The sequence below is a fragment of the Variovorax sp. GW821-FHT09B01 genome (assembly GCF_059418345.1).
In genome coordinates, this window is record NZ_JBWKPQ010000010.1 from 33,402 (window position 1) to 55,638 (window position 22,237).

General features: G+C 71.4%; 18 protein-coding genes and 1 tRNA gene. 16 read left to right on the plus strand and 3 right to left on the minus strand.

Features of this window, described 5'->3' with window-relative positions; genetic code table 11:
• Positions 1–84: 84 nt before the first annotated feature.
• Entirely contained in the window at positions 85–2,601 is a 2,517-nt protein-coding gene (locus tag AC07RV_RS25220; protein ID WP_296778798.1) for an ABC transporter permease, read from the minus strand.
• 208 nt (positions 2,602–2,809) lie between these two features.
• Between AC07RV_RS25220 and AC07RV_RS25225 the strand changes: the two genes are divergently transcribed.
• The 11 genes from AC07RV_RS25225 to AC07RV_RS25275 all read left to right on the plus strand — a co-directional run bounded on the left by AC07RV_RS25225 (position 2,810) and on the right by AC07RV_RS25275 (position 15,586).
• On the plus strand, positions 2,810–3,103 hold the full coding sequence (locus AC07RV_RS25225; protein ID WP_444852799.1) for a hypothetical protein: 294 nt from the start codon (positions 2,810–2,812) through the stop codon (positions 3,101–3,103).
• Between the two features lie 88 nt (positions 3,104–3,191).
• A complete protein-coding gene (fdnG, locus tag AC07RV_RS25230; RefSeq protein ID WP_296778801.1) occupies positions 3,192–6,269 on the plus strand; it encodes a formate dehydrogenase-N subunit alpha in 3,078 nt (1,025 codons plus the stop codon).
• Between the two features lie 3 nt (positions 6,270–6,272).
• Positions 6,273–7,238, plus strand: coding sequence for a formate dehydrogenase subunit beta (gene fdxH, locus AC07RV_RS25235; RefSeq protein ID WP_296778803.1), 966 nt, complete (start codon positions 6,273–6,275; stop codon positions 7,236–7,238).
• Positions 7,235–7,858, plus strand: coding sequence for a formate dehydrogenase subunit gamma (locus AC07RV_RS25240; protein ID WP_093340870.1), 624 nt, complete (start codon positions 7,235–7,237; stop codon positions 7,856–7,858). The genes fdxH and AC07RV_RS25240 overlap by 4 nt, the downstream gene beginning before the upstream one ends.
• Before the next feature lie 49 nt (positions 7,859–7,907).
• The gene (gene fdhE, locus AC07RV_RS25245; protein ID WP_296778810.1) at positions 7,908–8,924 is read left to right on the plus strand and encodes a formate dehydrogenase accessory protein FdhE; all 1,017 of its coding nucleotides are present in this window, start codon (positions 7,908–7,910) and stop codon (positions 8,922–8,924) included.
• Positions 8,924–10,372: an L-seryl-tRNA(Sec) selenium transferase gene (gene selA, locus AC07RV_RS25250; RefSeq protein WP_296778812.1), complete on the plus strand. Its 1,449-nt coding sequence runs from the start codon at positions 8,924–8,926 to the stop codon at positions 10,370–10,372. Before fdhE ends, selA begins: the two co-directional genes overlap by 1 nt.
• 31 nt (positions 10,373–10,403) lie before the next feature.
• Positions 10,404–11,519 carry an acyl-CoA dehydrogenase family protein gene (locus tag AC07RV_RS25255; protein WP_296778815.1) on the plus strand — a complete coding sequence of 372 codons (1,116 nt, stop codon included), beginning with the start codon at positions 10,404–10,406 and terminating at the stop codon, positions 11,517–11,519.
• Between the two features lie 10 nt (positions 11,520–11,529).
• Complete coding sequence (locus tag AC07RV_RS25260; RefSeq protein WP_296778817.1) at positions 11,530–12,390, plus strand: phosphate/phosphite/phosphonate ABC transporter substrate-binding protein; 861 nt, start codon at positions 11,530–11,532, stop codon at positions 12,388–12,390.
• Positions 12,356–13,561 carry a ferritin-like domain-containing protein gene (locus tag AC07RV_RS25265; protein WP_296778819.1) on the plus strand — a complete coding sequence of 402 codons (1,206 nt, stop codon included), beginning with the start codon at positions 12,356–12,358 and terminating at the stop codon, positions 13,559–13,561. Before AC07RV_RS25260 ends, AC07RV_RS25265 begins: the two co-directional genes overlap by 35 nt.
• A gap of 10 nt (positions 13,562–13,571) precedes the next feature.
• Entirely contained in the window at positions 13,572–15,479 is a 1,908-nt protein-coding gene (gene selB, locus AC07RV_RS25270) for a selenocysteine-specific translation elongation factor (RefSeq protein WP_296778821.1), read from the plus strand.
• Between the two features lie 14 nt (positions 15,480–15,493).
• Positions 15,494–15,586, plus strand: a tRNA-Sec gene (locus tag AC07RV_RS25275).
• Positions 15,587–15,727: 141 nt separating this feature from the next.
• On the opposite strand, the gene selD is transcribed toward AC07RV_RS25275, so the two are convergent.
• Positions 15,728–16,807, minus strand: a complete 1,080-nt coding sequence (selD, locus tag AC07RV_RS25280; protein ID WP_296778825.1) for a selenide, water dikinase SelD — start codon at positions 16,805–16,807, stop codon at positions 15,728–15,730.
• A 109-nt stretch (positions 16,808–16,916) separates the two neighbouring features.
• On the opposite strand from selD, the gene AC07RV_RS25285 reads away from it, so the two are divergent.
• Genes AC07RV_RS25285 through mnmH form a run of 5 tightly spaced genes read left to right on the plus strand, consistent with a single transcriptional unit; the run spans position 16,917 to position 21,350 of the window.
• A complete protein-coding gene (locus AC07RV_RS25285; RefSeq protein ID WP_296778828.1) occupies positions 16,917–17,771 on the plus strand; it encodes a putative selenate ABC transporter substrate-binding protein in 855 nt (284 codons plus the stop codon).
• A gap of 22 nt (positions 17,772–17,793) precedes the next feature.
• The gene (locus tag AC07RV_RS25290) at positions 17,794–18,624 is read left to right on the plus strand and encodes a phosphonate ABC transporter ATP-binding protein (protein WP_296778832.1); all 831 of its coding nucleotides are present in this window, start codon (positions 17,794–17,796) and stop codon (positions 18,622–18,624) included.
• Positions 18,615–19,448 carry a PhnE/PtxC family ABC transporter permease gene (locus AC07RV_RS25295; RefSeq protein ID WP_444813582.1) on the plus strand — a complete coding sequence of 278 codons (834 nt, stop codon included), beginning with the start codon at positions 18,615–18,617 and terminating at the stop codon, positions 19,446–19,448. Before AC07RV_RS25290 ends, AC07RV_RS25295 begins: the two co-directional genes overlap by 10 nt.
• On the plus strand, positions 19,445–20,239 hold the full coding sequence (gene phnE / locus AC07RV_RS25300) for a phosphonate ABC transporter, permease protein PhnE (protein WP_296778836.1): 795 nt from the start codon (positions 19,445–19,447) through the stop codon (positions 20,237–20,239). The genes AC07RV_RS25295 and phnE overlap by 4 nt, the downstream gene beginning before the upstream one ends.
• A 40-nt stretch (positions 20,240–20,279) precedes the next feature.
• Positions 20,280–21,350, plus strand: coding sequence for a tRNA 2-selenouridine(34) synthase MnmH (mnmH, locus tag AC07RV_RS25305; protein ID WP_296778839.1), 1,071 nt, complete (start codon positions 20,280–20,282; stop codon positions 21,348–21,350).
• Here the strand turns inward: mnmH and fdhD are convergent.
• Complete coding sequence (gene fdhD, locus AC07RV_RS25310) at positions 21,284–22,192, minus strand: formate dehydrogenase accessory sulfurtransferase FdhD (RefSeq protein ID WP_296778841.1); 909 nt, start codon at positions 22,190–22,192, stop codon at positions 21,284–21,286. The two genes, mnmH and fdhD, sit on opposite strands and share 67 nt — an antisense overlap.
• Between the last annotated feature and the right edge of the window lie 45 nt (positions 22,193–22,237).

Sequence of the window (22,237 nt, forward strand, 5' to 3'; positions counted from 1 at the left end):
GGGCCGGGGAATGTAGTGCACTCCCGGCCCCTTTCCGATCGGCGCGCGAAAAAAATCGGCGCGATGCCTTGCTGGCGACTCAGCTCATTCGGCCGCGCGCCGCAGCGTCTCGACCACGGGCCGGCGCAGCACCTCGCGCAGCCCCCACCAGCCCGCGCCCAGCGCGAGCACCGCACCGGCCAGCGCGCCGGCCACGGGCACGAGCGGCGAGGCGGTCCAGGTGAACTCGAACACGAAGCGCGCCAGGCCCCAGCCGATCACCGAGGCCACGATGCTCGCGAGGAAGCCCGCGAGCAATCCCACGCCCGCGAGTTCGGCGCGCTGCACCTGGCGCAGCAGGCTGGCGCGCGCGCCCACCGCGCGCATCACGGCGAATTCGCGCGCGCGCTCCTCGCGCGTGGCGGTGACGGCCGCGAACAGCACCACCAGCCCGGCCGCGAGCGTGAAGCCGAACAGGAACTCGACCGCGCGGATCACCTGGTCGAGCACCGTCTGCACCTGGTTGATGGTGGCGCTCATGTCGACGTTGGTCACGTTCGGGAAGGCGCGCACCAGCGCGTTGTCGAAGCCCTTGGTCTCGGGCGCGCGGAAGGCGCCCATGTAGGTGGTGGGCACGTCGGGCAGCGAGGGCACCGTGTACATCACGAAGAAGTTGGCGTGCAGCGAGCCCCAGTCGACCTTGCGCAGCGAGGTGATGCGCGCATCGTTCTGCATGCCGCCGATGTCGAAGCGCAGGCGGTCGCCGAGCTTCAGGCCCAGCGTCTCGGCCAGGCCTTCCTCCACGCTCGCCTCGCCCTGCGCGCCGGGCGTCCAGCGGCCGGCCACGATGCTGTTGTGCGCGGGCGCCTCGGCGCTGTTGCTGAGGTTGAACTCGCGGTCCACCAGCCGCTTGGCGCGGTCCTCGCTGTAGTCGTCGGGCGTCACGGGCTTGTCGTTGATCGCGATCAGGCGGCCGCGGATCATCGGGTACCAGTCGAACTTGTCGACGCCGCCGCCGCGCAGCGCCTTCTGGAAGGCCTCGCTCTGGTCGGGCATCACGTTGATGACGAAGCGGTTCGGCGCATCGGGCGGCGTGGCCTTGCGCCAGCTCGCCACCAGGTCGGTGCGCAGCAGCACCAGCAGCACCAGCGCCAGCAGGCCGACCGCGAGCGCGCTGACCTGCACCACCGCATAGGCCGGCCGCGCCGAGATCTGCCGCGTGGCCAGCACCAGCCAGCGCGGCGCGGTGGTCTCGTTGACGCTGCGCCGCAGCAGCTTGACTGCGAGCCAGCTCAGCAGCGCGAACACCGCCACCGCGCCCGCGAAGCCGCCGACCGCGATCAGGCCCAGCTTGATGTCGCTGCTGGCCGCCATCAGCAGCGCCGCGAAGCCCGCCACGCCGATGCCCAGCACCGCGAGCGAAGCCGGCTTGAGCCCGCCCACGTCGCGCCGGATCACGCGCAGCGGCGGCACACGCGCCAGCTGCAGCACCGGCGGCAGCCCGAAGGCGAACAGCAGCGTGAGGCCCATGCCGAGGCCGAAGGCCGCGGGCCACAGCGTGGCCGAGGGCAGCGCGGTCTCGACCAGGCCCGCGAGCAGCAGCACGAACACGTAGTGCACGCCGAAGCCGATCGCCACGCCGAGCGCGCTGGCCACCAGCCCGACCACCGCGAACTCGAAGGCATAGGCCCAGGCGATGGTGCGCTGGCTCTGGCCCAGCACGCGCAGCATCGCGCAGTCGTCGAGGTGGTTGGCCGCGAAGCCGCGCGCGGCCAGCGCCACCGCCACGGCCGACAGCAGTGCCGCCAGCAGCGCCACCAGGCTCAGGAATTTCTCGGCGCGGTCCAGCGTCTGGCGCATCTCGGGCCGGCCGCTCTCGAAGGAGTCGAGCCGCACGCCGCGCAGCTCGCCCTTCTTGATCTGCGCCTCGGACCAGTCGACGAAGCGCTTCACCGCCGCATCGGGCCCCGCCACCGCGAGCCGGTAGCCCACGCGGCTGGCCGGCTGCACGAGGCCGGTACGCGGCACGTCGGCCTGGTTGAGCATCACGCGCGGCGAGAAGCTCATGAAGCCCGCGCCGCGATCGGGCTCGAGCGTGATGACGCGACCGACGCGCAGGCCGGTGTCGCCCAAAAGCAGCGTGTCGCCGACCTTGAGCGCCAGCGAGTCGAGCAGCGAGGCATCGACCCAGACCTCGCCCGGCGCCGGCACGTCGCGCGTGACCGCGCCCGGCGCGCCGAGGGCCGTGGCCGTCTGCACGTTGCCGCGCAGCGGATAGCCCTCGGCCACCGCCTTCAGCGCCACCAGCTTGCTCGCGCCGCCCTGCGCGTCGTCGGCCCGCGCCATGGTCGGAAATCCGTAGGTGCCCGCGGACTGCAGCCCCAGCGATCGCGCCTGCGCCACGAAGGCCTCGGGCGTCGGGTTGTCGCTGACGATCACCGCGTCGCCGCCCAGCAGCTGGCGCGCATCGCGCTTCAGGCCGCCCTGCAACCGGTCGGCGAAGAAGCCGACGGCCGTGAGCGCGGCCACGGCCAGCAGCACGGCGACGATCAACAGGCGCAGCTCGCCGGCGCGCAGGTCGCGCCAGAGCGTGCGCCAACCCAGGCGGAGGGAAGCGTTCATGGGCGCGACGATAGCCCAGCGACCCGGCGGGCCGCGCATCCGAGGGTTATTGCGGCCCTCTCCTACCCGCCGCGGCCTTGATCGCGGACAGTTGCTGAAGCATGATGCAACAAACATCCAGCCTCCACGGACCGGCAATGGCGCCAGGTCCGGGCCGGCCGGAACAAGAAGAATCCATCGCCGGACCCCCTTCCCCCAAGGAGTCTCGATGACACGATGTCAGCGTCTGCCCACTCTCGCCCTGTGCCTCGCGCTGGGCGTGCTGCTCGCCGCCTGCGATCCCAAGCCCAGTGCGAGCGCCGCACCCGGCGCCGCAGCCTCCGGTGCCAGCCCCACGGGCGTCACGCCCGCCGCGTCGGGCGATGCGGTCGATGCCTCCTCCGCCCACAAGGGCCCGTCCGAAGGCGGCGCGGCCATCGGCGGCATGAGCGGCCAGGGCGGCGGCTCATCGGGGGGCGGTACTCCACCTCCGACGGGCGGTGACGGCGCCGCACCCAAATAAGAAAAGAAGATCCGCTTTCGCTCCCTATCCCACAGAAGAAGACCACGATGAAACGACAACTCACTTCAGCGTCGCCGGAGGTTCCGTCATGGACATGAACCGCCGGCAATTCTTCCGCGTGAGCAGCGCGGGGCTGGTCGGCTCCAGCATCGTGGCGCTCGGCTTCTCGCCGACCGCCGCGCTGGCCGAGGCCCGCAACTTCAAGCTCGCGCGCACCACCGAGACCCGCAACACCTGCCCCTACTGCTCGGTGGGCTGCGGGCTCATCATGTACAGCCTGGGCGACAAGGCGAAGAACGTGGTGTCCGACATCCTCCACATCGAGGGCGATGCCGACCACCCCGTGAACCGCGGCACGCTGTGCCCCAAGGGCGCGGGCCTGCTCGACTTCGTGCACAGCCCGATGCGGCTGAAGTACCCCGAGGTGCGCGAGCCCGGCAGCACCGAGTGGAAGCGCATCGGCTGGAACGAGGCGCTCGATCGCATCGCCAAGCTGCTCAAGGCCGACCGCGACGCCAACTTCCAGACCACCAACGCCGACGGCAAGACCGTCAACCGATGGACCAGCTCCGGCATGCTCTGTGCCTCGGCCTCGTCCAACGAAACCGGCTACATCACGCACAAGGCATTCCGCTCGACCGGAATGCTGGTGTTCGACAACCAGGCACGCGTCTGACACGGACCGACGGTGGCCAGTCTGGCCCCGACGTTCGGCAGAGGCGCGATGACCAACCATTGGCAGGACATCCAGAACGCGGACGTCGTGCTGATCATGGGCGGCAATGCCGCGGAGGCGCATCCGTGCGGCTTCAAGTGGGTCATCGAAGCCAAGAAACAGAACAAGGCCCGCCTGGTGGTGGTCGATCCGCGCTTCACGCGCTCGGCCGCGATGGCCGACTACTACGCGCCGGTGCGCGCGGGGTCCGACATCGCCTTCCTCGCCGGGGTCATCAACTACCTGCTGAGCAACGACAAGATCCAGACCGAGTACGTCCGCAACTACACCAACGCGCCCTTCATCGTCGGCCCCGACTACAAGTTCGAGGACGGCCTGTTCAGCGGCTACAACGCCGAGAAGCGCAACTACGACCCCAAGTCGTGGGGCTACGCGCTCGACGAGGCCGGCATGGCCAAGGTCGACATGAGCATGCAGGACCCGAACTGCGTGCTGCAGGTGATGAAGCGGCACTACTCGCGCTACACGCCCGAGCTGGTGAGCCGCATCACGGGCACGCCGCAGGACAAGTTCCTCAAGGTCTGCGAGTACATCGCGAGCACCAGCGTGCCCACGCGCACCATGACCATCATGTACGCGCTGGGCTGGACGCAGCACAGCCAGGGCTCGCAGATGATCCGCACCGGCGCCATCGTGCAGCTGCTGCTGGGCAACATCGGCGTGCCGGGCGGCGGCATGAACGCGCTGCGCGGCCACAGCAACATCCAGGGCCTGACCGACCTGGGGCTGCTGTCGAACTCGCTGCCGGGCTACATGTCGCTCGCGCGTGACAGCGAGCAGAACCTGCCCGACTACTACAAGACCCGCGCGCTCAAGGCGCTGCGGCCCAACCAGATGAGCTTCTGGCAGAACTACCCCAAGTTCTTCGTCAGCATGCAGAAATCGTGGTGGGGCGACGCGGCCACGGCCGACAACGAGTGGGCCTTCCACTACCTGCCGAAGATCGACAAGCTCTACGACGTGCTGCAGGCCTTCGAGCTCATGAACCAGGGCAAGCTCAACGGCTACATCTGCCAGGGCTTCAACCCGGTGGGCTCGTTCCCCGACAAGAAGAAGATCGTCGACGGGCTCTCCAAGCTCAAGTTCCTGGTCACCATCGATCCGCTGCAGACCGAGACCAGCGAGTTCTGGCGCAACTTCGGCGAGTTCCACGACGTCAAGACCACCGACATCCAGACCACGGTGTTCCGCCTGCCCTCCACCTGCTTCGCGGAAGAGGACGGCTCGCTCACCAACTCCAGCCGCTGGCTGCAGTGGCACTGGAAGGGCGCGGAGCCGCCGGGCGAGGCCAAGGGCGACATCGAGATCGTGGCCGGCATCTTCAACCGCATGCGCCAGGCCTACATCAAGGACGGCGGCGCCTTCCCCGATCCGATCGTCAAGCTGACCTGGCCCTACAAGATTGCGCACTCGCCGTCCGCGCAGGAACTGGCGATGGAATACAACGGCCGCGCGCTGACCGACCTGCTCGACCCGAAGGACCCGACCAAGCCGCCGACGGCCAAGGCCGGCGAGCAGCTCGCGGGCTTCGGCCTGCTGCGCGACGACGGCAGCACCGCCAGCGGCTGCTGGATCTACGCGGGCGCCTGGACCCAGGCCGGCAACCAGATGGCGCGGCGCGACAACGCCGACCCGTTCGGCATCGGCATGGTGCAGAACTGGGCCTGGGCCTGGCCCGCGAACCGGCGCATCCTCTACAACGGCGCCTCCACCGACCCGGCCACCGGCAAGCCCTGGATCGCGAAGCGGCCGCTGGTCGCATGGAACGGCAAGCAGTGGGCCGGCGCCGACGTGCCCGACATCCGCCCCGACGCCAACCCGATGGAGGCCGACGCGGTGCGGCCCTTCATCATGACGGCCGAGGGCGTGGCGCGGCTGTTCGCGCCCACCGGCATGGCCGAGGGTCCGCTGCCCGAGCACTACGAGCCCTTCGAGTCGCCGCTGGTCAACAACCTGATGCACCCGAACAACGAGAAGGCGCGCGCCAACCCGGCCGCGCGCATCTTCAAGGGCGACCTCGAACGGCTCGGCGTGCCGAAGGACTTCCCGTACGTGGCCACCAGCTACCGGCTCACCGAGCACTTCCACTACTGGACCAAGAACGTGCGCACCTCGGCCATCATCCAGCCGCAGCAGTTCGTCGAGATCGGCGAGGAGCTCGCGAAGGAGAAGGGCATCGGCCATGGCGACATGGTCAAGGTGTCGAGCAAGCGCGGCTTCATCAAGGCCGTGGCCGTCGTCACCAAACGCATCGTCGGGCTGCAGGTCGACGGCCGCACGGTCCACACCGTGGGGCTGCCGAACCACTGGGGCTTCGTCGGCATCGCGAAGCCCGGGTATCTCGTGAACACGCTGACCCCCTTCGTGGGCGATGCGAACACGCAGACCCCGGAATACAAGTCCTTCACCGTGAACATCGAGAAGGCCTGACCGATGTCCTCTCTTCAAACCCTAGACATCCTGGCCCGCTCGGCGACGACGACCCCGTCGCCCGAGGTCCGCAACCGCCCGCAGGTCCAGCAGGTCGCGAAGCTGATCGACGTGTCGACCTGCATCGGCTGCAAGGCCTGCCAGGTCGCGTGCATGCAGTGGAACGACCTGCGCGACGAGGTCGGCACCACGCACGGCACCTACGACAACCCGGTCGACCTCACGCCCTCGTCATGGACGGTGATGAAGTTCTCCGAGGTCGAGCCCGAGGCCGGCAAGCTCGAGTGGCTGATCCGCAAGGACGGCTGCATGCACTGCGACGACCCCGGCTGCCTGAAGTCGTGCCCCTCGCCGGGCGCGATCGTCAAGTACGCCAACGGCATCGTCGACTTCATCAGCGAGCATTGCGTGGGCTGCGGCAACTGCGTCACCGGCTGCCCCTTCGACGTGCCGCGCATCAGCAAGGCCGACAACAAGGCCTACAAGTGCTCGCTGTGCTCCGACCGCGTGGGCGTGGGCCTCGAACCGGCCTGCGTGAAGGCCTGCCCCACGGGCGCGCTGCACTTCGGCACCAAGGAGGACATGCACGAGTACGCCTCGGAACGCATCGTCGACCTCAAGGAGCGCGGCTTCTCGAATGCCGGCGTCTACGACCCGGCCGGCGTCGGCGGCACGCACGTCATGTACGTGCTGCAGCATGCCGACCGGCCCGGCCTCTATGCCGGCCTGCCGAAGGATCCGCAGATCAGCCCGCTGGTCTCGCTGTGGAAGGGCGTGGCCAAGCCGCTCGCCATGGTGGCGATGATCGGCGCCGTGGTCGGCAGCTTCTTCCACTACATGAAGACCGGCCCGATCGAGCCCAAGGAAGACCATCCGGACGCCGACCTCGACGGCAAGCCCGACGAGGTGGTGGTGATCGAGGAACCGCCGGCATCGGCCCGAGTAGAGACCCGAGGAGAGACGCGATGACCCGCTACTACCTTCGCCGCTACCGCGATGCCACGCGCATGAACCACTGGTTCGTCGCGATCATGTTCTTCGCGGCCGCGCTCTCGGGGCTGGCCTTCTTCCATCCGGCGCTGTTCTTCCTCACCAACCTGTTCGGCGGCGGGCCGTGGACGCGCATCCTGCATCCCTTCCTCGGCGTGCTGATGGTGCTGGGCTTCGCGTTCCTGTTCTTCACCATGTGGCGCGAGAACATGCTCGACCGCGGCGACCGCGAGTGGATCGCCAACGCGCCGAAGATGCTCAAGGGCGACAAGTCGAGCATGCCGCCGGTGGGCAAGTACAACGCGGGCCAGAAGCTGGTGTTCTGGGCCTTCGGCATCAGCCTGCTCTTGCTGCTGGTCACTGGCTTCATGTTCTGGAGCCCGTGGTTCGTCCACTTCTTCCCGATCCTCGTGCGGCGCATCGCGGTGGTGGTGCATGCGGCCTCGGCCGTGGTGCTGATCCTCTCGGTGATCACGCACATCTATGCCGCGATCTGGGTCAAGGGCACCCTGCGCGCGATGACGCGCGGCACCGTCACCGAAGGCTGGGCCAAGCTCAACCATCCGCTGTGGCATCGCAAGATGACGCGCGGCGAATGAGCATCCACCCTGCATTGCGATCCGGGCGATTCGCTGTAGAGTCGTCCGGATGAGCAGCAGCCCACCGATCCGCACCACGCGCGTCCTCGAGCCCGAGCAGATCGCCATGCAGGCGGGGCGGCAGATGCCCTTCCTGCGGCTGCCGGTGCGCGCCGCCGCCTTCTCCGACCGGCAGCTGCGGCTGCGCCAGCTCGCGGCCTCGCACCCGATGCGCGAGTACCTGATCTTCATCGCCGACCTCGCGCAGGCCCAGCACCAGGTGCTGCAGGACCACGCGCCGGTCGCGCTGCCCGAGGCCGAGGCGCTCGAGGCCGCGTCGCGCGCGCTCAAGCCGCCGCTGCCGGCCTTCGGCTGGCCGCGCGATCCGGTCTGGCGCGCCGAGCTGCGCCGCCTGCTCGGCCTGTTCCGCGCGCGGCTGTCCGACGGCCCGGCGCGCGACACGCTCGACCGCGTGACGGCCGCCGACGACGACTGGCTCGAACAGCAGGCCGACCGGCTGTCGCGCCGCATCATGTTCGGCCTCGACCTCGCGGCCGCGCCGCTGATCGCGGCCGGCCTGCAGGTCTACTGGACACAGCTGGTGCTGCAGGTGGCGCAACGGCATGGCGAGAACATCTTCGGCCGCACCGACCCCGGCAACCTCTGCCCCTGCTGCGGCAGCGCGCCCACCGCGAGCATCACGCGCATCGGCGCCGACGAGGCGGGCTTCCGTTACCTGCACTGCGCGCTGTGCGGCACCGAGTGGCACTACGTGCGCATCAAGTGCACGCATTGCGAGAGCACCAAGGGCATCCACTTCGAATCGCTGACGCCCGAGCCCGGTGTCGCGCTGCCGGCCACCGGCGCGCGCGAGGGCGCGGTCAAGGCCGAGTGCTGCGACACCTGCGGCCACTACCTCAAGCAGATCGCGATGGAGAAGGACCCCGAGGTCGAACCGGTGGCCGACGACCTCGCGAGCGTCACGCTCGACCTGCTGGTGTCGGAGAACGGCCACCAACGCAGCGGCCACAACCTGATGCTGCTGTTCGGCGACCCCGAAATCCCCGACGACGGCGGAGGCGGCTGATGGCGGCGCCCGAAGAGTCCGTGGTCCACGGCTCGACGGCAAGGCCCCAGGATCTGCCTTCTGTCGATCGACTGCTGCGCGCACCCGCCGCGCAGGCCCTCGTGGCCGAGCATGGCCACACGCTGGTGGCCGGCGAGGCCCGCGCACTGCTCGATGCCTTGCGCGCGCGTGCCCTGGCCGGCCAGCTGCCCGCCGCCGAGGTGCAGGCCGGCGCGCTCGACACCACGCTCGCGCAGCGCATCGCGCAACGCCTCGCGCCGCGCATGCGCAGCGTGCTCAACCTCACCGGCACCGTCATCCACACCAACCTCGGCCGCGCGCTGCTGGCCGATGCCGCGCTGCAGCGGCTGCTCGAGGTCATGACCTCGCCCAACAACCTCGAGTACGACCTCGCCACCGGCAGCCGCGGCGACCGCGACTCGCTGGTGGAAGACCTGCTGCGCACCATCACCGGCGCCGAGGCCGCGACCGTGGTCAACAACAACGCGGCCGCGGTGCTGCTGACCATCGCGGCGCTGGCGCGCGAGCGCGAGGTGATCGTCTCGCGCGGCGAGCTGGTCGAGATCGGCGGCGCCTTCCGCATGCCCGACGTGATGGCCAGCGCGGGCGCGCAGATGATCGAGGTCGGCACCACCAACCGCACCCATCCGCAGGACTACGAGCGCGCCATCAACGCGCGCACCGCGCTCGTGATGAAGGTCCATACCAGCAACTACGCGGTGCAGGGCTTCACCGCCGCGGTCGACGAGGCCACGCTGGCCGGCATCGCGCATGCGCGCGGCGTGCCGCTGGCCACCGACCTCGGCAGCGGCTCGCTGATCGACCTCGCGCACTACGGCCTGCCGCGCGAGCCGCTGCCGCAGGAGATGCTCGCGGCCGGCTGCGACGTGGTCACCTTCTCGGGCGACAAGCTGTTGGGCGGCCCGCAGGCCGGCCTCATCGTCGGCAGCAAGGAGGCCGTGGGCCGCATCCGCAAGTTCCCGATGAAGCGCGCGCTGCGCATGAGCAAGCTGCCGCTGGCCGCGCTCGAGGCCACGCTGTCGCTCTACCTGCGGCCCGAGCGCCTCGCCAGGGACCTGCCGACGCTGCGCCTGCTCACGCGCCCGGCCGATGCGATCCGCGAGCTGGCGCAGGCGCTGCTGCCCGCCGTGCGCGAGGCCGTGGCGCCGCGCTTCACGGTCGAGGTGGTGCCGCTGCTCGGGCAGATCGGTTCGGGCTCGCTGCCCATCGAGCGCCTGCCCTCGGCCGGCCTCGCGCTGGCGCCGGCCGGCACCGCGAAGAAAGGCCTCGGCACCGCGCTCGATGCGCTCGCCACCGCGCTGCGCGGCCTGCCCCTGCCGGTGATCGGCCGCATCGCCGAGGACCGGCTGCTGCTCGACCTGCGCTGCCTGGAAGACAGCGCCCCCTTCTCGGCCCAGCTCGCTTTGCTGCGCGAGCGGCTCCAGTGATTTACCTCAACCCCGACCTCAGGAGAATGCGATGAACCCGCTCGACGCGCTCGCCGATATCGACAAGGAAGTCCTCCAGCCGCTGGCCCCCCGCACCGATGCCGAGGCACGGTTCCCGCGCGAAGCGATCGAGGCGCTCGGCAAGGCCGGCCTGCTCGGCCTGGTCTCGGCCACCGCGGTGGGCGGCCAGGGCCTCGGCCTCAAGGAAGCCGCGCAGGTGGTCGCGCAGCTCGCGCAGACCTGCCCCTCCACCGCGATGGTGGTCTGCATGCACTACTGCGCCACCGCGGTGCTCGAGCAGCAGGGCCCCGAGGCCGTGCGCAAAGCGGTTGCCGAAGGCCGCCACCTGAGCACGCTGGCCTTCTCCGAGGCCGACTCGCGTAGCCACTTCTGGGCCCCCACCGGCACCGCGCGCGCCGACGGCGACGGCGTGCTGCTCGATGCGCGCAAGAGCTGGGTCACCTCGGCCTTCGAGGCCGACAGCTATGTGTGGTCGAGCAAGCCGCTCGCGGCCGAAGGCGCGAGCACGCTGTGGCTGGTCGGCGCCAAGGCCGAGGGGCTGAGCCAGCCCGGACGCTTCGACGGCCTGGGCCTGCGCGGCAACGCCTCCACGCCGATCGCGGCGAAGGGCGTGCGCGTCGCCGCGAGCGATCGCCTCGGCGAGGACGGCAAGGGCTTCGACACCATGATGGGCGTGGTGCTGCCCTGGTTCTCGGTGCTCAGCGCCGCCTGCTCGGTGGGCCTGATGAACGGCGCCCTGGCGCGCGCCATCGGCCACGTGAGCCAGACGAAGCACGTGCACCTCGACAGCTCGCTGGCCGACCTGCCCACCATCCGCGCCTACCTTGCGCGCGCCCGCATCCAGGCCGACATGGCGCAGGCCCTGCTCGACGACACCATCGCCGCCATCGGCGCGGGCCGTGCCGACACCATGCTGCGCGTGCTCGAGGTCAAGGCCGCCGCGGCCGAGTCCTCGCTGACGGTGACCGACACCGCGATGCGCGTGTGCGGCGGCGCGGCCTTCCGCAAGGAGGCGGGCATCGAGCGGCTGTTCCGCGACGCGCGCGCCTCGAGCGTGATGGCGCCGACCTCCGACGTGCTCTACGACTTCATCGGCAAGGCCATCACCGGCCTGCCGCTGTTCTGAGGAGCTGCCCGTGTCCGAACCGACGCTGATCATGGGCGCCGTGGCCTACGCGCCCAAGGTCGTCACCATCTGGGAAGGCTTCAAGGCCTTCTTCGCGCAGCACGGCCTGGCCTTCGACTACCTGCTGTATTCGAACTACGAGCGCCAGGTCGAGGCGCAGTTCGACGGCAGCATCCACCTGGCCTGGAACTCGCCGCTGGCCTGGGTGCGCGCCGATCGCATCGCACGTGCGCGCGGCCAGCAGGTGCGCGCCGTGGCCATGCGCGACACCGATTGCGACCTGCGCTCGGCCATCGTGGTGCGCGCCGACAGCCCGGTGCAGTCGCTCGACCAGCTGCGCGGCAAGACCATCGGCTTCGGCGCGGCCGATTCGCCGCAGGCCACGCTGATTCCGCTCGACCACCTGCGCGGCGCGGGCCTGGTGCAATCGCGCGACTTCCAGCCCCGCCTGTTCGACGTGCTCGGCGGCAAGCATGGCGACCACATCGGCGGCGAACGCGACGCGGCCGTGGCGCTGCGCGCCGGCGAGATCGACGCCTGCTGCCTGATCGACGGCAACCTGCTGGCCTTCGGCCTCGACAGCACCCTGCCAGCGGGCAGCACACGCGTGCTGGCGCGCACCGGCGCCTACGACCACTGCAACTTCACCACCAGTCCCGATGCGCCCGCCGCGCTCATCGAGCGCTTCGTGGCGCTGCTGATGGCGATGCGCTGGGACGACCCGCAGGTGCGTCCGCTGCTCGAGCTCGAGGGCCTGCGCGAATGGCGCGCGGGCCGCACCAGCGGCTATGCGCTGCTCGAGCGCGCGGTCGACGACGAGCGTTTCTACGACGGCGATGGCCGCATCATCGCCACCGGCTATCGATATTGAGTCGCTGGGCCTCGACCAGGGCGCCCTGCTGCTCATCCGCCGCGCGCTGGCCGAGCGGCCCGTGGGCGGCGAGCTGCGCGTGCGCGGCACGGCGCCGGCCTGGGACCTGCACCTGGAGGCCTGGTGCCGCGGCCAGGGCCATCCGCTGCGCTTCGAGCAGGACGACGCGGGCATGACGCTCGCCCGCATCACGCGCGGCCCGCATGCCGAGGGCCGCTGGCGCGGCGCGCAGCCCACCGGCCATGCGCGCGGCGACACCGAGGCCGATGCCCTGCCGGGCTGGGGTCTGGCCGCTCGCGGCGCCACGGTCGAGGCCGGCAGCCCCGACTTCTTCTTCTCGCTGCACCAGCGCCACGAGCTCTGGGCTGCCACCGCGGGCGAGCTCTACGCGCAGGCCGCAGCCGCCCAGTGGGACCCGGCCACCGCCATCGACTGGGCGGCGCCGTTCGAACTGCCGCCGGCCATCGAGGCCGCGGTGGTGCAGGTGATGACCTACCTGATCGAGAACGAGAACGCCGCGCTGCTGGTGCCCGCGCGCCACCTGGGCCAGATCCATCCGCATTTCCGCGAGGTGCTGCAGCTGCTGGCGCTGCAATGCGCCGACGAGGCGCGGCACATCGAGGTCTTCACGCGGCGCGCCACGCTGCGCGGCCACGAGCCCGCGCTGTCGACGGCCGGCGGCCAGGCCTCGCTGCGCACGCTGTTCGAGGCGCCCGACTTCTCGATCGCCACCTTCCTGCTGGCCGTGCTCGGCGAGGGCAGCTTCGTCAACCTGCTCAACTTCCTGCAGGCGCATGCGCCCGACCCGGTGACGCGGCAGATCGCGCGGCTCGCCGCGCGCGACGAGGCGCGCCACGTGGCCTTCGGCATGGCGCACCTCGAATACCGGCTGTCGGTGCAGCCCGAGTTCCAGGCCCGGCTGCGCAATGCGATCGAGTTGCGCTACGACGCGCTGGCCGCCACCGCGGGCCTCAACGAGGAAGTCTTCGACGCACTCGTGCTGCTGGCCGCGGGCGCGCTCTCGCCGGTGGCCATCGCGCGCGGCCACGCGGCCGTGCAGCAGCTGCAGCGCGACATGGCGGCGGGCCGGCGCGCGCGCCTCGCGCGGCTGGGCTTCGAGCGCGCCGAGGCCGAGCGGCTGTCCGAACTGCACACGCGCAATTTCATGTGATGCTCGCGCCATGATCATCGGAACCGCAGGCCACATCGACCACGGCAAGACCTCGCTGGTGCGCGCGCTGACCGGCGTCGACACCGACCGGCTGCCCGAGGAGAAGCGCCGCGGCATCTCGATCGAGCTCGGCTATGCCTACCTGCACGCGCCCGATGGCGTGTCGCTGGGCTTCGTCGACGTGCCGGGCCACGAGCGCCTGCTGCACACCATGCTGGCGGGCGCCACCGGCATCGAGCATGCGCTGCTGGTGGTGGCGGCCGACGACGGCGTGATGCCGCAGACGCGCGAGCACCTTGCGGTGGTGGCGCTGCTCGGCGTGCGCGGCGCCACGGTGGCGATCACCAAGATCGACCGCGTCGACCCCGCGCAGCGCGCGGCCCGGCTGGCCGAGGTGGGCGCCGAGGTCGAGGCGCTGCTGGCGCCGACGCCGCTGGCGGGCGCGCCGGTGTTCGCGGTCTCGGCCATCACGGGCGAGGGCATCGAGGCGCTGCGCGCCCGGCTCGTGGCCGTGGCGCGCGACGAGCGCGCGCGCGAGCCGGGCCTGGCCTTCCGCCTCGCGGTCGACCGCGCCTTCACGCTCGCGGGCGTCGGCACGGTGGTGACCGGCACCGCCTTCAGCGGCGAGGTGCGCGTGGGCGACGAACTGCGCATCGCGCCCGGCGACCGCGTGGTGCGGGTGCGCGGCATCCATGCGCAGAACCGGCAGGCCGAGCTCGCGCAGGCGGGCCAGCGCTGCGCGCTCGCGCTCGCGGGCGTGGCCAAGGACGAGGTGCATCGCGGCGAGTGGATCTGCGCGCCCTCGATCGCGCTGGCCACCGACCGCATCGACATCGAACTGAGCCTGTGGCCCGGCGAGGCCAAGGCGCTGCGCTCGGGCACCACGGTGCATGCCCACCTGGGCGCGAGCGACACCATGGCCTCGCTCGCGCTGCTCGACCGCGAGCTGCTGCAGCCCGGCGAGACCGCGCTCGCGCAGCTGGTGCTGCGCGAGAAGATCGCCGCCTGGCACGGCGACCGCGGCGTGCTGCGCGATGCCTCGGCCACGCGCACCATGGCCGGCGCGCGCGTGCTCGATCCCTTCGCGCCGGTGCGCTACCGGCGCACGCCCGAGCGGCTGGACACGCTCGCGGCCTGGCGCCTCGCGGCGCGCGGCGAGCGCATTGCGGCCCTGCTGCGCCATGCGCCGCTGGGCCTGGAGACCGCGCAGGTGGCGCGCGCCCTCTCGCTGGCCGACGAGGCCGCACTGCCATTGACCGGCGATGCGCAGCGCGTCGCCGGCACCGCCATCGCGCGCGAACAGCTCGACGCGCTCGAGGCCCGGATCGTGGCGCGGCTCGACGACTTCCACCGCGATGCGCCCGACGAGGTCGGCCCCGATGCGCGCCGCCTCAAGCGCCTGGCCGGCCCGCGCACCGACGACGCGCTGTGGCGGCATGCGGTCGAGTCGCTGGTGGCGCGCGGCGCGCTGGTGCGCAGCGGCACCTGGCTGCACCGCCCCGACCATGCGGCGCGGCTCGGCGAAGCCGAGCAGAAGCTCGCGCAGAAGCTGCTGCCGAAACTGGCCGATGGCGGCTTCGATCCGCCCTGGGTGCGCGACCTCGCCAAGGACTGCGGCGCGAGCGAGGCCGTGGTGCGCCAGACGCTCGCGAGCCTCGCGCGGCGCGGCGAGGCCTTCCAGGTGGTCAAGGACTTGTACTATCCGCAGGCGACGGTCGAACGCCTGGCGGCGATCGCGCGCGATTGCCTGCAGGGGCCCGAGGGCCTGCAGGCCGCGAGTTTCCGGGACGCCACCGGGCTGGGCCGCAAGCGCGCGATCCAGCTGCTGGAGTTCTTCGACCGGGTCGGCTTCACGCGGCGCGTGAAGGACACGCACCTGCTGCGGCCCGACACGGTGCTGTTCGAGGCACGGCCGTGAAGGGCCGTGCACATGGGAGGGGATCGTCCCTGGTGGGGCGGCCGGGCTTCAAACCCGGTGGGTGGCGCCAGTCGTCGCCGGGAAGGTTCGACTCCTTCCCCTTTCCGCCTTTCTTGTCTTGCTCCTTCCCCCTCTGGGGGAAGGCTGGGATGGGGGCTGACGGCGCTGGCGAGACGACCGTGCTTCATCGACGGGCGCGTGCCCCCACCCCGGCCCTCCCCCAGAGGGGGAGGGAGAAAGACCGGGGTTCAGGGAACGACACGCAGCGACGGGCCGTTCGCTTCCACGCGGCCGATGACGGCGGCGCGGTCGAAGCCCTCGTCGCCGAACACCTTCAGCACGGCATCGACGGCCTCCGGCGCGCAGCTCACGAGCAGGCCGCCCGAGGTCTGCGGATCGCTGAGCAGCGCCTGCGCGGTCGGCGGCAGGCCCGCGGCGAGTTCGACCTCGGCGCCGTAGCCGGCCCAGTTGCGGCCCGAGGCGCCGGTGACGAAGCCCTCGGCGGCCATGGCCTCGACGCGGTCGAGCAGCGGCACCTTCGACCATTCGACGACGGCCGAGAGCCTGGCGCTGCGCGCGAGTTCGAGCGCATGGCCCGCGAGGCCGAAGCCGGTGACGTCGGTCAGCGCATGCACGCCCTCGAGCGCCGAGAGCGCGATGCCGGGGGTGTTGAGCTTCGTCGTGTTCTCGATCAGCTGGCGGTAGCCGGCCTCCGACAGTTGCTCTTTCTTGAGCGCGGCCGACAGCACGCCCACGCCCAGCGGCTTGCCCAGCACCAGCACGTCGCCCGCCTTCGCGTCGGCATTGCGCCGCACGCGCTTCGGATGCACCAGGCCCATGGCGACGAGCCCGTAGATCGGCTCGACCGAATCGATGGTGTGGCCGCCCGCGATCGGGATGCCGGCGGCGCGGCAGACGTCCTGGCCGCCGCGCACGATCTCGGCGATGACCTCCACCGGCAGCTGGTTGATCGGCATCGCGAGGATGGCCAGCGCCATGATCGGCCGCCCGCCCATGGCGTAGACGTCGCTGATGGCGTTGGTCGCAGCGATGCGGCCGAACTCGTAGGGGTCGTCCACGATCGGCATGAAGAAGTCGGTGGTGGCGATCAGCGCCTGCTCGTCGTTGAGGCGGTAGACGGCCGCGTCGTCGGCGGTCTCGATGCCCACCATGAGCTCGGGCGGGATCAGGCCGCCGCCATGGTTCTTGAGGATCTGCGAGAGCACGCCGGGCGCGATCTTGCAGCCGCAGCCGCCGCCATGAGAGAAACTCGTGAGCCGCAGCGGCGCGAGCGGATTCAGCAATGAAGTCGAGGCAGGATCGGTCATGTCGAAGTCCGTCGAGGATGGAGCAGGCGTCATTATCGAAGCGCCCGCGCCGCCCCGCTCCCTGCCCGCCGCACACCCCTTTTCCCCCACCCGAACCGAAGGTCTTTCCATGAAAAAGCCCCTGCGTCTCGCGCTCGCGCTCACCCTGTCCCTCGCCGCCGTCGGCGCCTTCGCGCAGGGCGTGCTGCGCGTCTCGGCCATTCCCGACGAGGCACCGACCGAACTGCAGCGCAAGTTCACGCCGCTGGGCGACTACCTCAAGAAGGAAACCGGCATGGACGTGCAGTTCACGCCCGTGACCGACTATGCCGCCGTGGTCGAGGGCCTGGCGACGAACAAGATCGACCTCGCCTGGCTCGGCGGCTTCACCTTCGTGCAGGCGCGCATCCGCACCAACGGCGGCGCCGTGCCGATCGTGCAGCGCGCCGAGGACGAGGTCTTCACCAGCAAGTTCATCGTGCCGCTGGACAGCAGCGCCAAGACGCTCGCGGACCTCAAGGGCAAGACCTTCGCGTTCGGCGCGCCCTCCTCCACCTCGGGCAGCCTGATGCCGCGCTACTTCCTGCTGCAGGCCGGCATCAACCCCGAGAAGGACTTCAAGACGGTCGCGTTCTCGGGCGCGCACGATGCCACCGTGGCCTTCGTGGCCGCCTCGCGCGCCGAGGCCGGCGTGCTCAACGCCTCGGTGTGGGACAAGCTGGTGGAAGCCAAGAACCCGAATGCGCTCAAGGTGCGCGTGCTCGCGACCACGCCGACCTACTACGACTACAACTGGACCGTGCGCCCGGGCCTCGATGCGGCGCTCACGAAGAAGCTCACCGACGCCTTCCTCAAGCTCGATCCGGCCAACCCGGCGCACAAGGAGATCATGGCGCTGCAGCGCGCGAGCAAGTTCATCCCGACCAAGTCGTCGAACTACGACGGCATCGAGACGGCGGGCAAATCGGCCGGCCTGATCAAGTAAGCAAGACAGAGGGACAGCGCGCATGGGTTTCTCGCTCGACGGCGTGGGCGTGGTGCACCCCAACGGCCAGCGCGCGCTGGCCGGGGTGACGCTCGCGGCGCGCGACGGCGAGCGCCTCGCGGTCATCGGGCCCTCGGGCGCGGGCAAGACCACGCTGCTGCGCGTGCTCGGGGCCGCGCTGCGACCCGGCGAAGGCGAGGTGCGAACGCTCGACGCGCGCCCCTGGCAGTTGCCGGCCGGTGCGCTGAAGCAATTGCGCGCGCGCATCGCCACCGTGCACCAGGCACCGCCGATCGCGCCGCGGCTGCGCGTGGTCACGGCCGTGCTCGCGGGCCGGCTGGGCCAGTGGTCGAGCTGGCGCGCGCTGGCCTCGCTGTTCCATCCTTCCGACATGGCCGGCGCGCACGAGGTGCTGGCGCGCCTGTCGCTCGAGGACCGCCTGTTCGAGCGCTGCGACCGGCTCTCGGGCGGGCAGCTGCAGCGCGTGGGCATCGCGCGCGCGCTCTACCAGCGGCCGGCGCTGCTGCTGGCCGACGAGCCCGTCTCGGCGCTCGACCCCACGCTGGCCGATGCCGCCGTGGGCCAGCTGGTCGCGCAGAGCGAAAGCACGGGCGCGACGCTGGTCGCCTCGCTGCATGCGGTGGACCTGGCGCTGCGCTGGTTTCCGCGCGTGGTCGGCATGCGCAACGGGCAGCTGATGTTCGACCTGCCGACCGCCGAGCTCACGCCCGCGCTGCTCGACGCGCTCTATGCCAGCGAGGGCGGCGTGGCCTTGCAGCGCACGCCGCAACCCGCCGCAGCCGAGGCAGCCGAGGCAGCCGAGGCGGCCTTCCAGCGACCGGGCTGCGCTTGAGCGCGAGCGCCGTCCACCGCGATCCGCAGGCGCGGCGCCGGCTCGGCTTCGGGCTCGCCGCGCTGGTCGTCGCCTGGCCGATGCTGACGCTGGCCGAGTTCAAGCCGTGGGCGCTGTTCGGCAGCGGCAACCTCGCGGTCATCGGCGGCTTTCTCGCGGGCTTTCTTCCGCCCGATGGCTCGCCCGCCTTTCTCGCGCTGCTCGCCAAGGCCACGCTCGAGACGCTGGCCATGGCCACGGCCGGCACCGCGCTCGCGCTGTTGATCGGCGCGCCGCTGGCCTTCGTGACGACGCGCGCGCTGTCGATCTCGCGCATCGGCCCCGGGCCGGGCCGCGTGCGCGCGGGCCTCGTGCGGCAGGCGGCGCGCTGGCTGCTGATGGTGCTGCGCGCGATCCCCGAGATCGTCTGGGCGCTGCTGTTCGTGCGCGCGCTGGGCCTCGGCCCCGCGGCCGGCGTGCTGGCGCTGGCCATCACCTATGGCGGCATGCTCGGCAAGGTCTACGCCGAGATCCTCGAATCGACCGACACCCGCCCCGCGCGCGCGCTGCTCGAGGCCGGCAGCGGGCGGCTCGCGGCGCTGTGCTATGGCCTCCTGCCGCACACGGCGCAGGAGCTGGCCTCGTACACCGTGTACCGCTGGGAGTGCGCGGTGCGCGCCTCGGTGGTGATGGGCTTCGTCGGCGCGGGCGGGCTGGGCCAGCTGATGGACCAGTCGATGAAGATGCTCAACGGCGGCGAGGCCAGCAGCATCCTGCTGGTGTTCCTGCTGCTGGTGCTGCTGGCGGACGTGCTGAGCAACGCGCTGCGCAGGCTGCTGGCATGAACCTGCCGCCGCGTCCTCCGCCCTGCCTGCGCTGCCGGATCGCGCTGCTGCTGATCGCGGCGGCGGTGGTCGCGAGCTTCGTCTACCTCGGCATCGACTACCGCGCGCTGGGCTCGCCCGAGTCGCTCGCGCTCATGGGCAAGTTCATCGCCGAGTTCTTCCCGCCCGACCTCTCGGGCGGCTTCCTCGCCAAGGTCGTCCATGGCGCGCTGCAGACGCTCGCGGTGTCGGCGCTCGGCACCGTGCTCGCGGCGCTGGCGGGCGCGCTGCTCGCGCTGCCCGCTTCCGGCCGCGCCGGCTGGCTGCCGCGCCACACGGCGCGCTTCGTCCTCAACCTGCTGCGCAGCGTGCCCGAGCTGGTCTGGGCCGCGCTGATGGTGCTGGCCGCGGGCATCGGGCCCTTCGCGGGCGCGCTGGCGCTGGCGCTGCACACCACGGGCGTGCTGGGCCGCCTGTTCGCCGAGGCGCTCGAGAACGCGCCGCGCGAGCCCGAGCACGCGCTGACGCTCTCGGGCGCGGGCCCGGTCGCGGCCTTCAGCTATGCCAGCCTGCCGATCGTGCTGCCGCAGTGGGTGGCCTACACGCTCTACCGCTGGGAGATGAACATCCGCATGGCCGCGGTGCTGGGCTTCGTGGGCGGCGGCGGGCTCGGGCAGCTGCTGTACTTCCACCTCTCGATCTTCCAGCAGCAGCAGGCGATGACGGTGCTGCTCGCGATGTTCGTGCTGGTCACGCTGGTGGACTTCGCGAGCGCTCGCTTGCGCCGGGGCCTCGGGCCCGCCTACGCCTGAATCCGTCGGAGGCGACAATCGGGGGCATGAGGTTCCCGCCATGAGTCACCGCCAGCCCGTGCGGGTCGCCGATCGCCACGCCTTCGACACGATCATCGACGCCCGCTCGCCGGCCGAGTTCGCGCTCGACCGCATCCCCGGCGCCATCAACTGCCCCGTGCTCGACGACGAGGAGCGCCACATCGTCGGCACCGTCTACGTGCAGACCGGCGCCTTCGAGGCGCGGCGCATCGGCGGCGCGATGGTCGCGGCCAACATCGCGCGGCATCTGCGCGACACCCTGGCCGACCGGCCCGAGAAGTGGAAGCCGCTGGTCTACTGCTGGCGCGGCGGCATGCGCAGCGGCTCGATGGTGACCTGGCTGCGGCTGGTGGGCTGGGATGCGCAGCAGCTCGCGGGTGGCTACAAGAGCTTCCGGCGCCACGTGATCTCGCAGCTCGATGCGCTGACGCCGCGGCTGGACCTGCGCGTGGTCTGCGGCGCCACCGGCAGCGCCAAGACCCGCGTGCTGCATGCGCTGGCCGCGCGCGGCGAGCAGGTGCTCGACCTCGAGGACTTCGCGCACCACAAGGGCTCGCTGCTGGGTTCGCTGCCGGGCGTGGCGCAGCCCTCGCAGAAGCATTTCGAGACCCGCATCGCGACGGTGCTCGAAGGCATCGACCTGCAGCGCCCGCTGTACGTCGAGGGCGAGAGCATCCGCATCGGCCGGCTCTCGCTGCCGCTGTCATTGGTGGCGAAGATGCGCACCGCGCCCTGCATCGAGGTGGTGGCCACGCCCGAGGCGCGGCTGGCCTACCTGCTGCGCGACTACGCCTACCTCGGCGACGACCGCGCGGCGCTGGCCGGCCAGCTCGGCCTGCTCAAGGAACTGCAGGGCAAGGAGACGGTGGCGCGCTGGCAGCAGTGGGCGCACGAGGCGCAGCTGCCGCTGCTCTTCGCCGAGCTGATGGCGCTGCACTACGACCCGCACTACGAGAAGTCGCAGGAGCGCCACTTCAAGACCTGGGCCACCCGGCGCCGCGTGGCCGCGGCCGACCTCGGCGATCAGGGCATCGAGGCGCTGGCCGATGCGGTGCGCGCGCTCGAGGGCGGCGCCAGCCCGTCGGCATAGAGCACGCCGCGCGGCGCGCGGCACAAGCCCCACAGCCGCAGCCCGCTGAGCTCGGCCATGCGCACGCCCATTGCCGTGGGCGCCGAGATGGTGGCCATGGCCGCGATGCCGAGTCGCGCGCACTTGCGCACCAGCTCGTGGCTGCCGCGGCTCGACAGCACCACGAAGCCCGGTTCGCCGAGGCGACCGGTGCGCGCGAGCCGGCCCAGCAGCTTGTCGAGCGCGTTGTGGCGGCCCACGTCCTCGAGCACCTCGACCAGTTCGCCCTCGAGCGTGGCCCAGCCCGCCGCATGGATCGCGCCGGCGCTGGCATTGAGCAGCTGGCGCGCGGGCAGCGCCGCGAAGGCGCGCAGCACGGTGGGCAGGTCGATGCGCGCCAACCAGTCGTGCGCCGGCAGCCGTTCGGACGCGAGGTCGAGCGCGGCGAAGCTCTCGACGCCGCAGACGCCGCAGCCGGTGCGGCCCGCGAGGCTGCGCCGGCGGCCCTTGAGGCGCTCGAAGGCGCGCGTGGAGATCTCGAGCCGCACCTCCACGCCGGGCATGCCCTCGGGCAGGCCGGCATCGTGCGCATCGACCGCCTCGACCTCGATGCCGCGGCAGTCGTCGGCGCTGTCGAGGATGCCCTCGCTGAGCGCGAAGCCCAGCGCGAAGTCCTCGAGCTCCTGCGGCGTGGCCATCATCACGGCATGCGAGATGCCGTTGAACACCAGCGCCACCGGCACCTCGGCCGCCAGCGTGTCCTCGCGCGCGATGCCGGCGGGCGGCGCACCGGCCTCGCCGTAGACGCGCACGCCCAGGCGCGAGATCGAGGGCAGCGGTGCGAGTTCGGTGTCGGTGGACATGGCGCGGAAGCGAAGGAGTGGGCGCCTATTGTGGGCCTGCCCGCC

Bases quoted from the DNA above. Each gene is read 5' to 3' on its own strand.
- AC07RV_RS25220 (WP_296778798.1), bottom strand. From the start codon at position 2,601: ATGAACGCTTCCCTCCGCCTGGGTTGGCGCACGCTCTGGCGCGACCTG.
- AC07RV_RS25225 (WP_444852799.1), top strand. From the start codon at position 2,810: ATGACACGATGTCAGCGTCTGCCCACTCTCGCCCTGTGCCTCGCGCTG.
- fdxH (WP_296778803.1), top strand. From the start codon at position 6,273: ATGTCCTCTCTTCAAACCCTAGACATCCTGGCCCGCTCGGCGACGACG.
- AC07RV_RS25240 (WP_093340870.1), top strand. From the start codon at position 7,235: ATGACCCGCTACTACCTTCGCCGCTACCGCGATGCCACGCGCATGAAC.
- fdhE (WP_296778810.1), top strand. From the start codon at position 7,908: ATGAGCAGCAGCCCACCGATCCGCACCACGCGCGTCCTCGAGCCCGAG.
- selA (WP_296778812.1), top strand. From the start codon at position 8,924: ATGGCGGCGCCCGAAGAGTCCGTGGTCCACGGCTCGACGGCAAGGCCC.
- AC07RV_RS25255 (WP_296778815.1), top strand. From the start codon at position 10,404: ATGAACCCGCTCGACGCGCTCGCCGATATCGACAAGGAAGTCCTCCAG.
- AC07RV_RS25265 (WP_296778819.1), top strand. From the start codon at position 12,356: ATGGCCGCATCATCGCCACCGGCTATCGATATTGAGTCGCTGGGCCTC.
- selB (WP_296778821.1), top strand. From the start codon at position 13,572: ATGATCATCGGAACCGCAGGCCACATCGACCACGGCAAGACCTCGCTG.
- selD (WP_296778825.1), bottom strand. From the start codon at position 16,807: ATGACCGATCCTGCCTCGACTTCATTGCTGAATCCGCTCGCGCCGCTG.
- AC07RV_RS25285 (WP_296778828.1), top strand. From the start codon at position 16,917: ATGAAAAAGCCCCTGCGTCTCGCGCTCGCGCTCACCCTGTCCCTCGCC.
- AC07RV_RS25290 (WP_296778832.1), top strand. From the start codon at position 17,794: ATGGGTTTCTCGCTCGACGGCGTGGGCGTGGTGCACCCCAACGGCCAG.
- phnE (WP_296778836.1), top strand. From the start codon at position 19,445: ATGAACCTGCCGCCGCGTCCTCCGCCCTGCCTGCGCTGCCGGATCGCG.
- mnmH (WP_296778839.1), top strand. From the start codon at position 20,280: ATGAGTCACCGCCAGCCCGTGCGGGTCGCCGATCGCCACGCCTTCGAC.
- fdhD (WP_296778841.1), bottom strand. From the start codon at position 22,192: ATGTCCACCGACACCGAACTCGCACCGCTGCCCTCGATCTCGCGCCTG.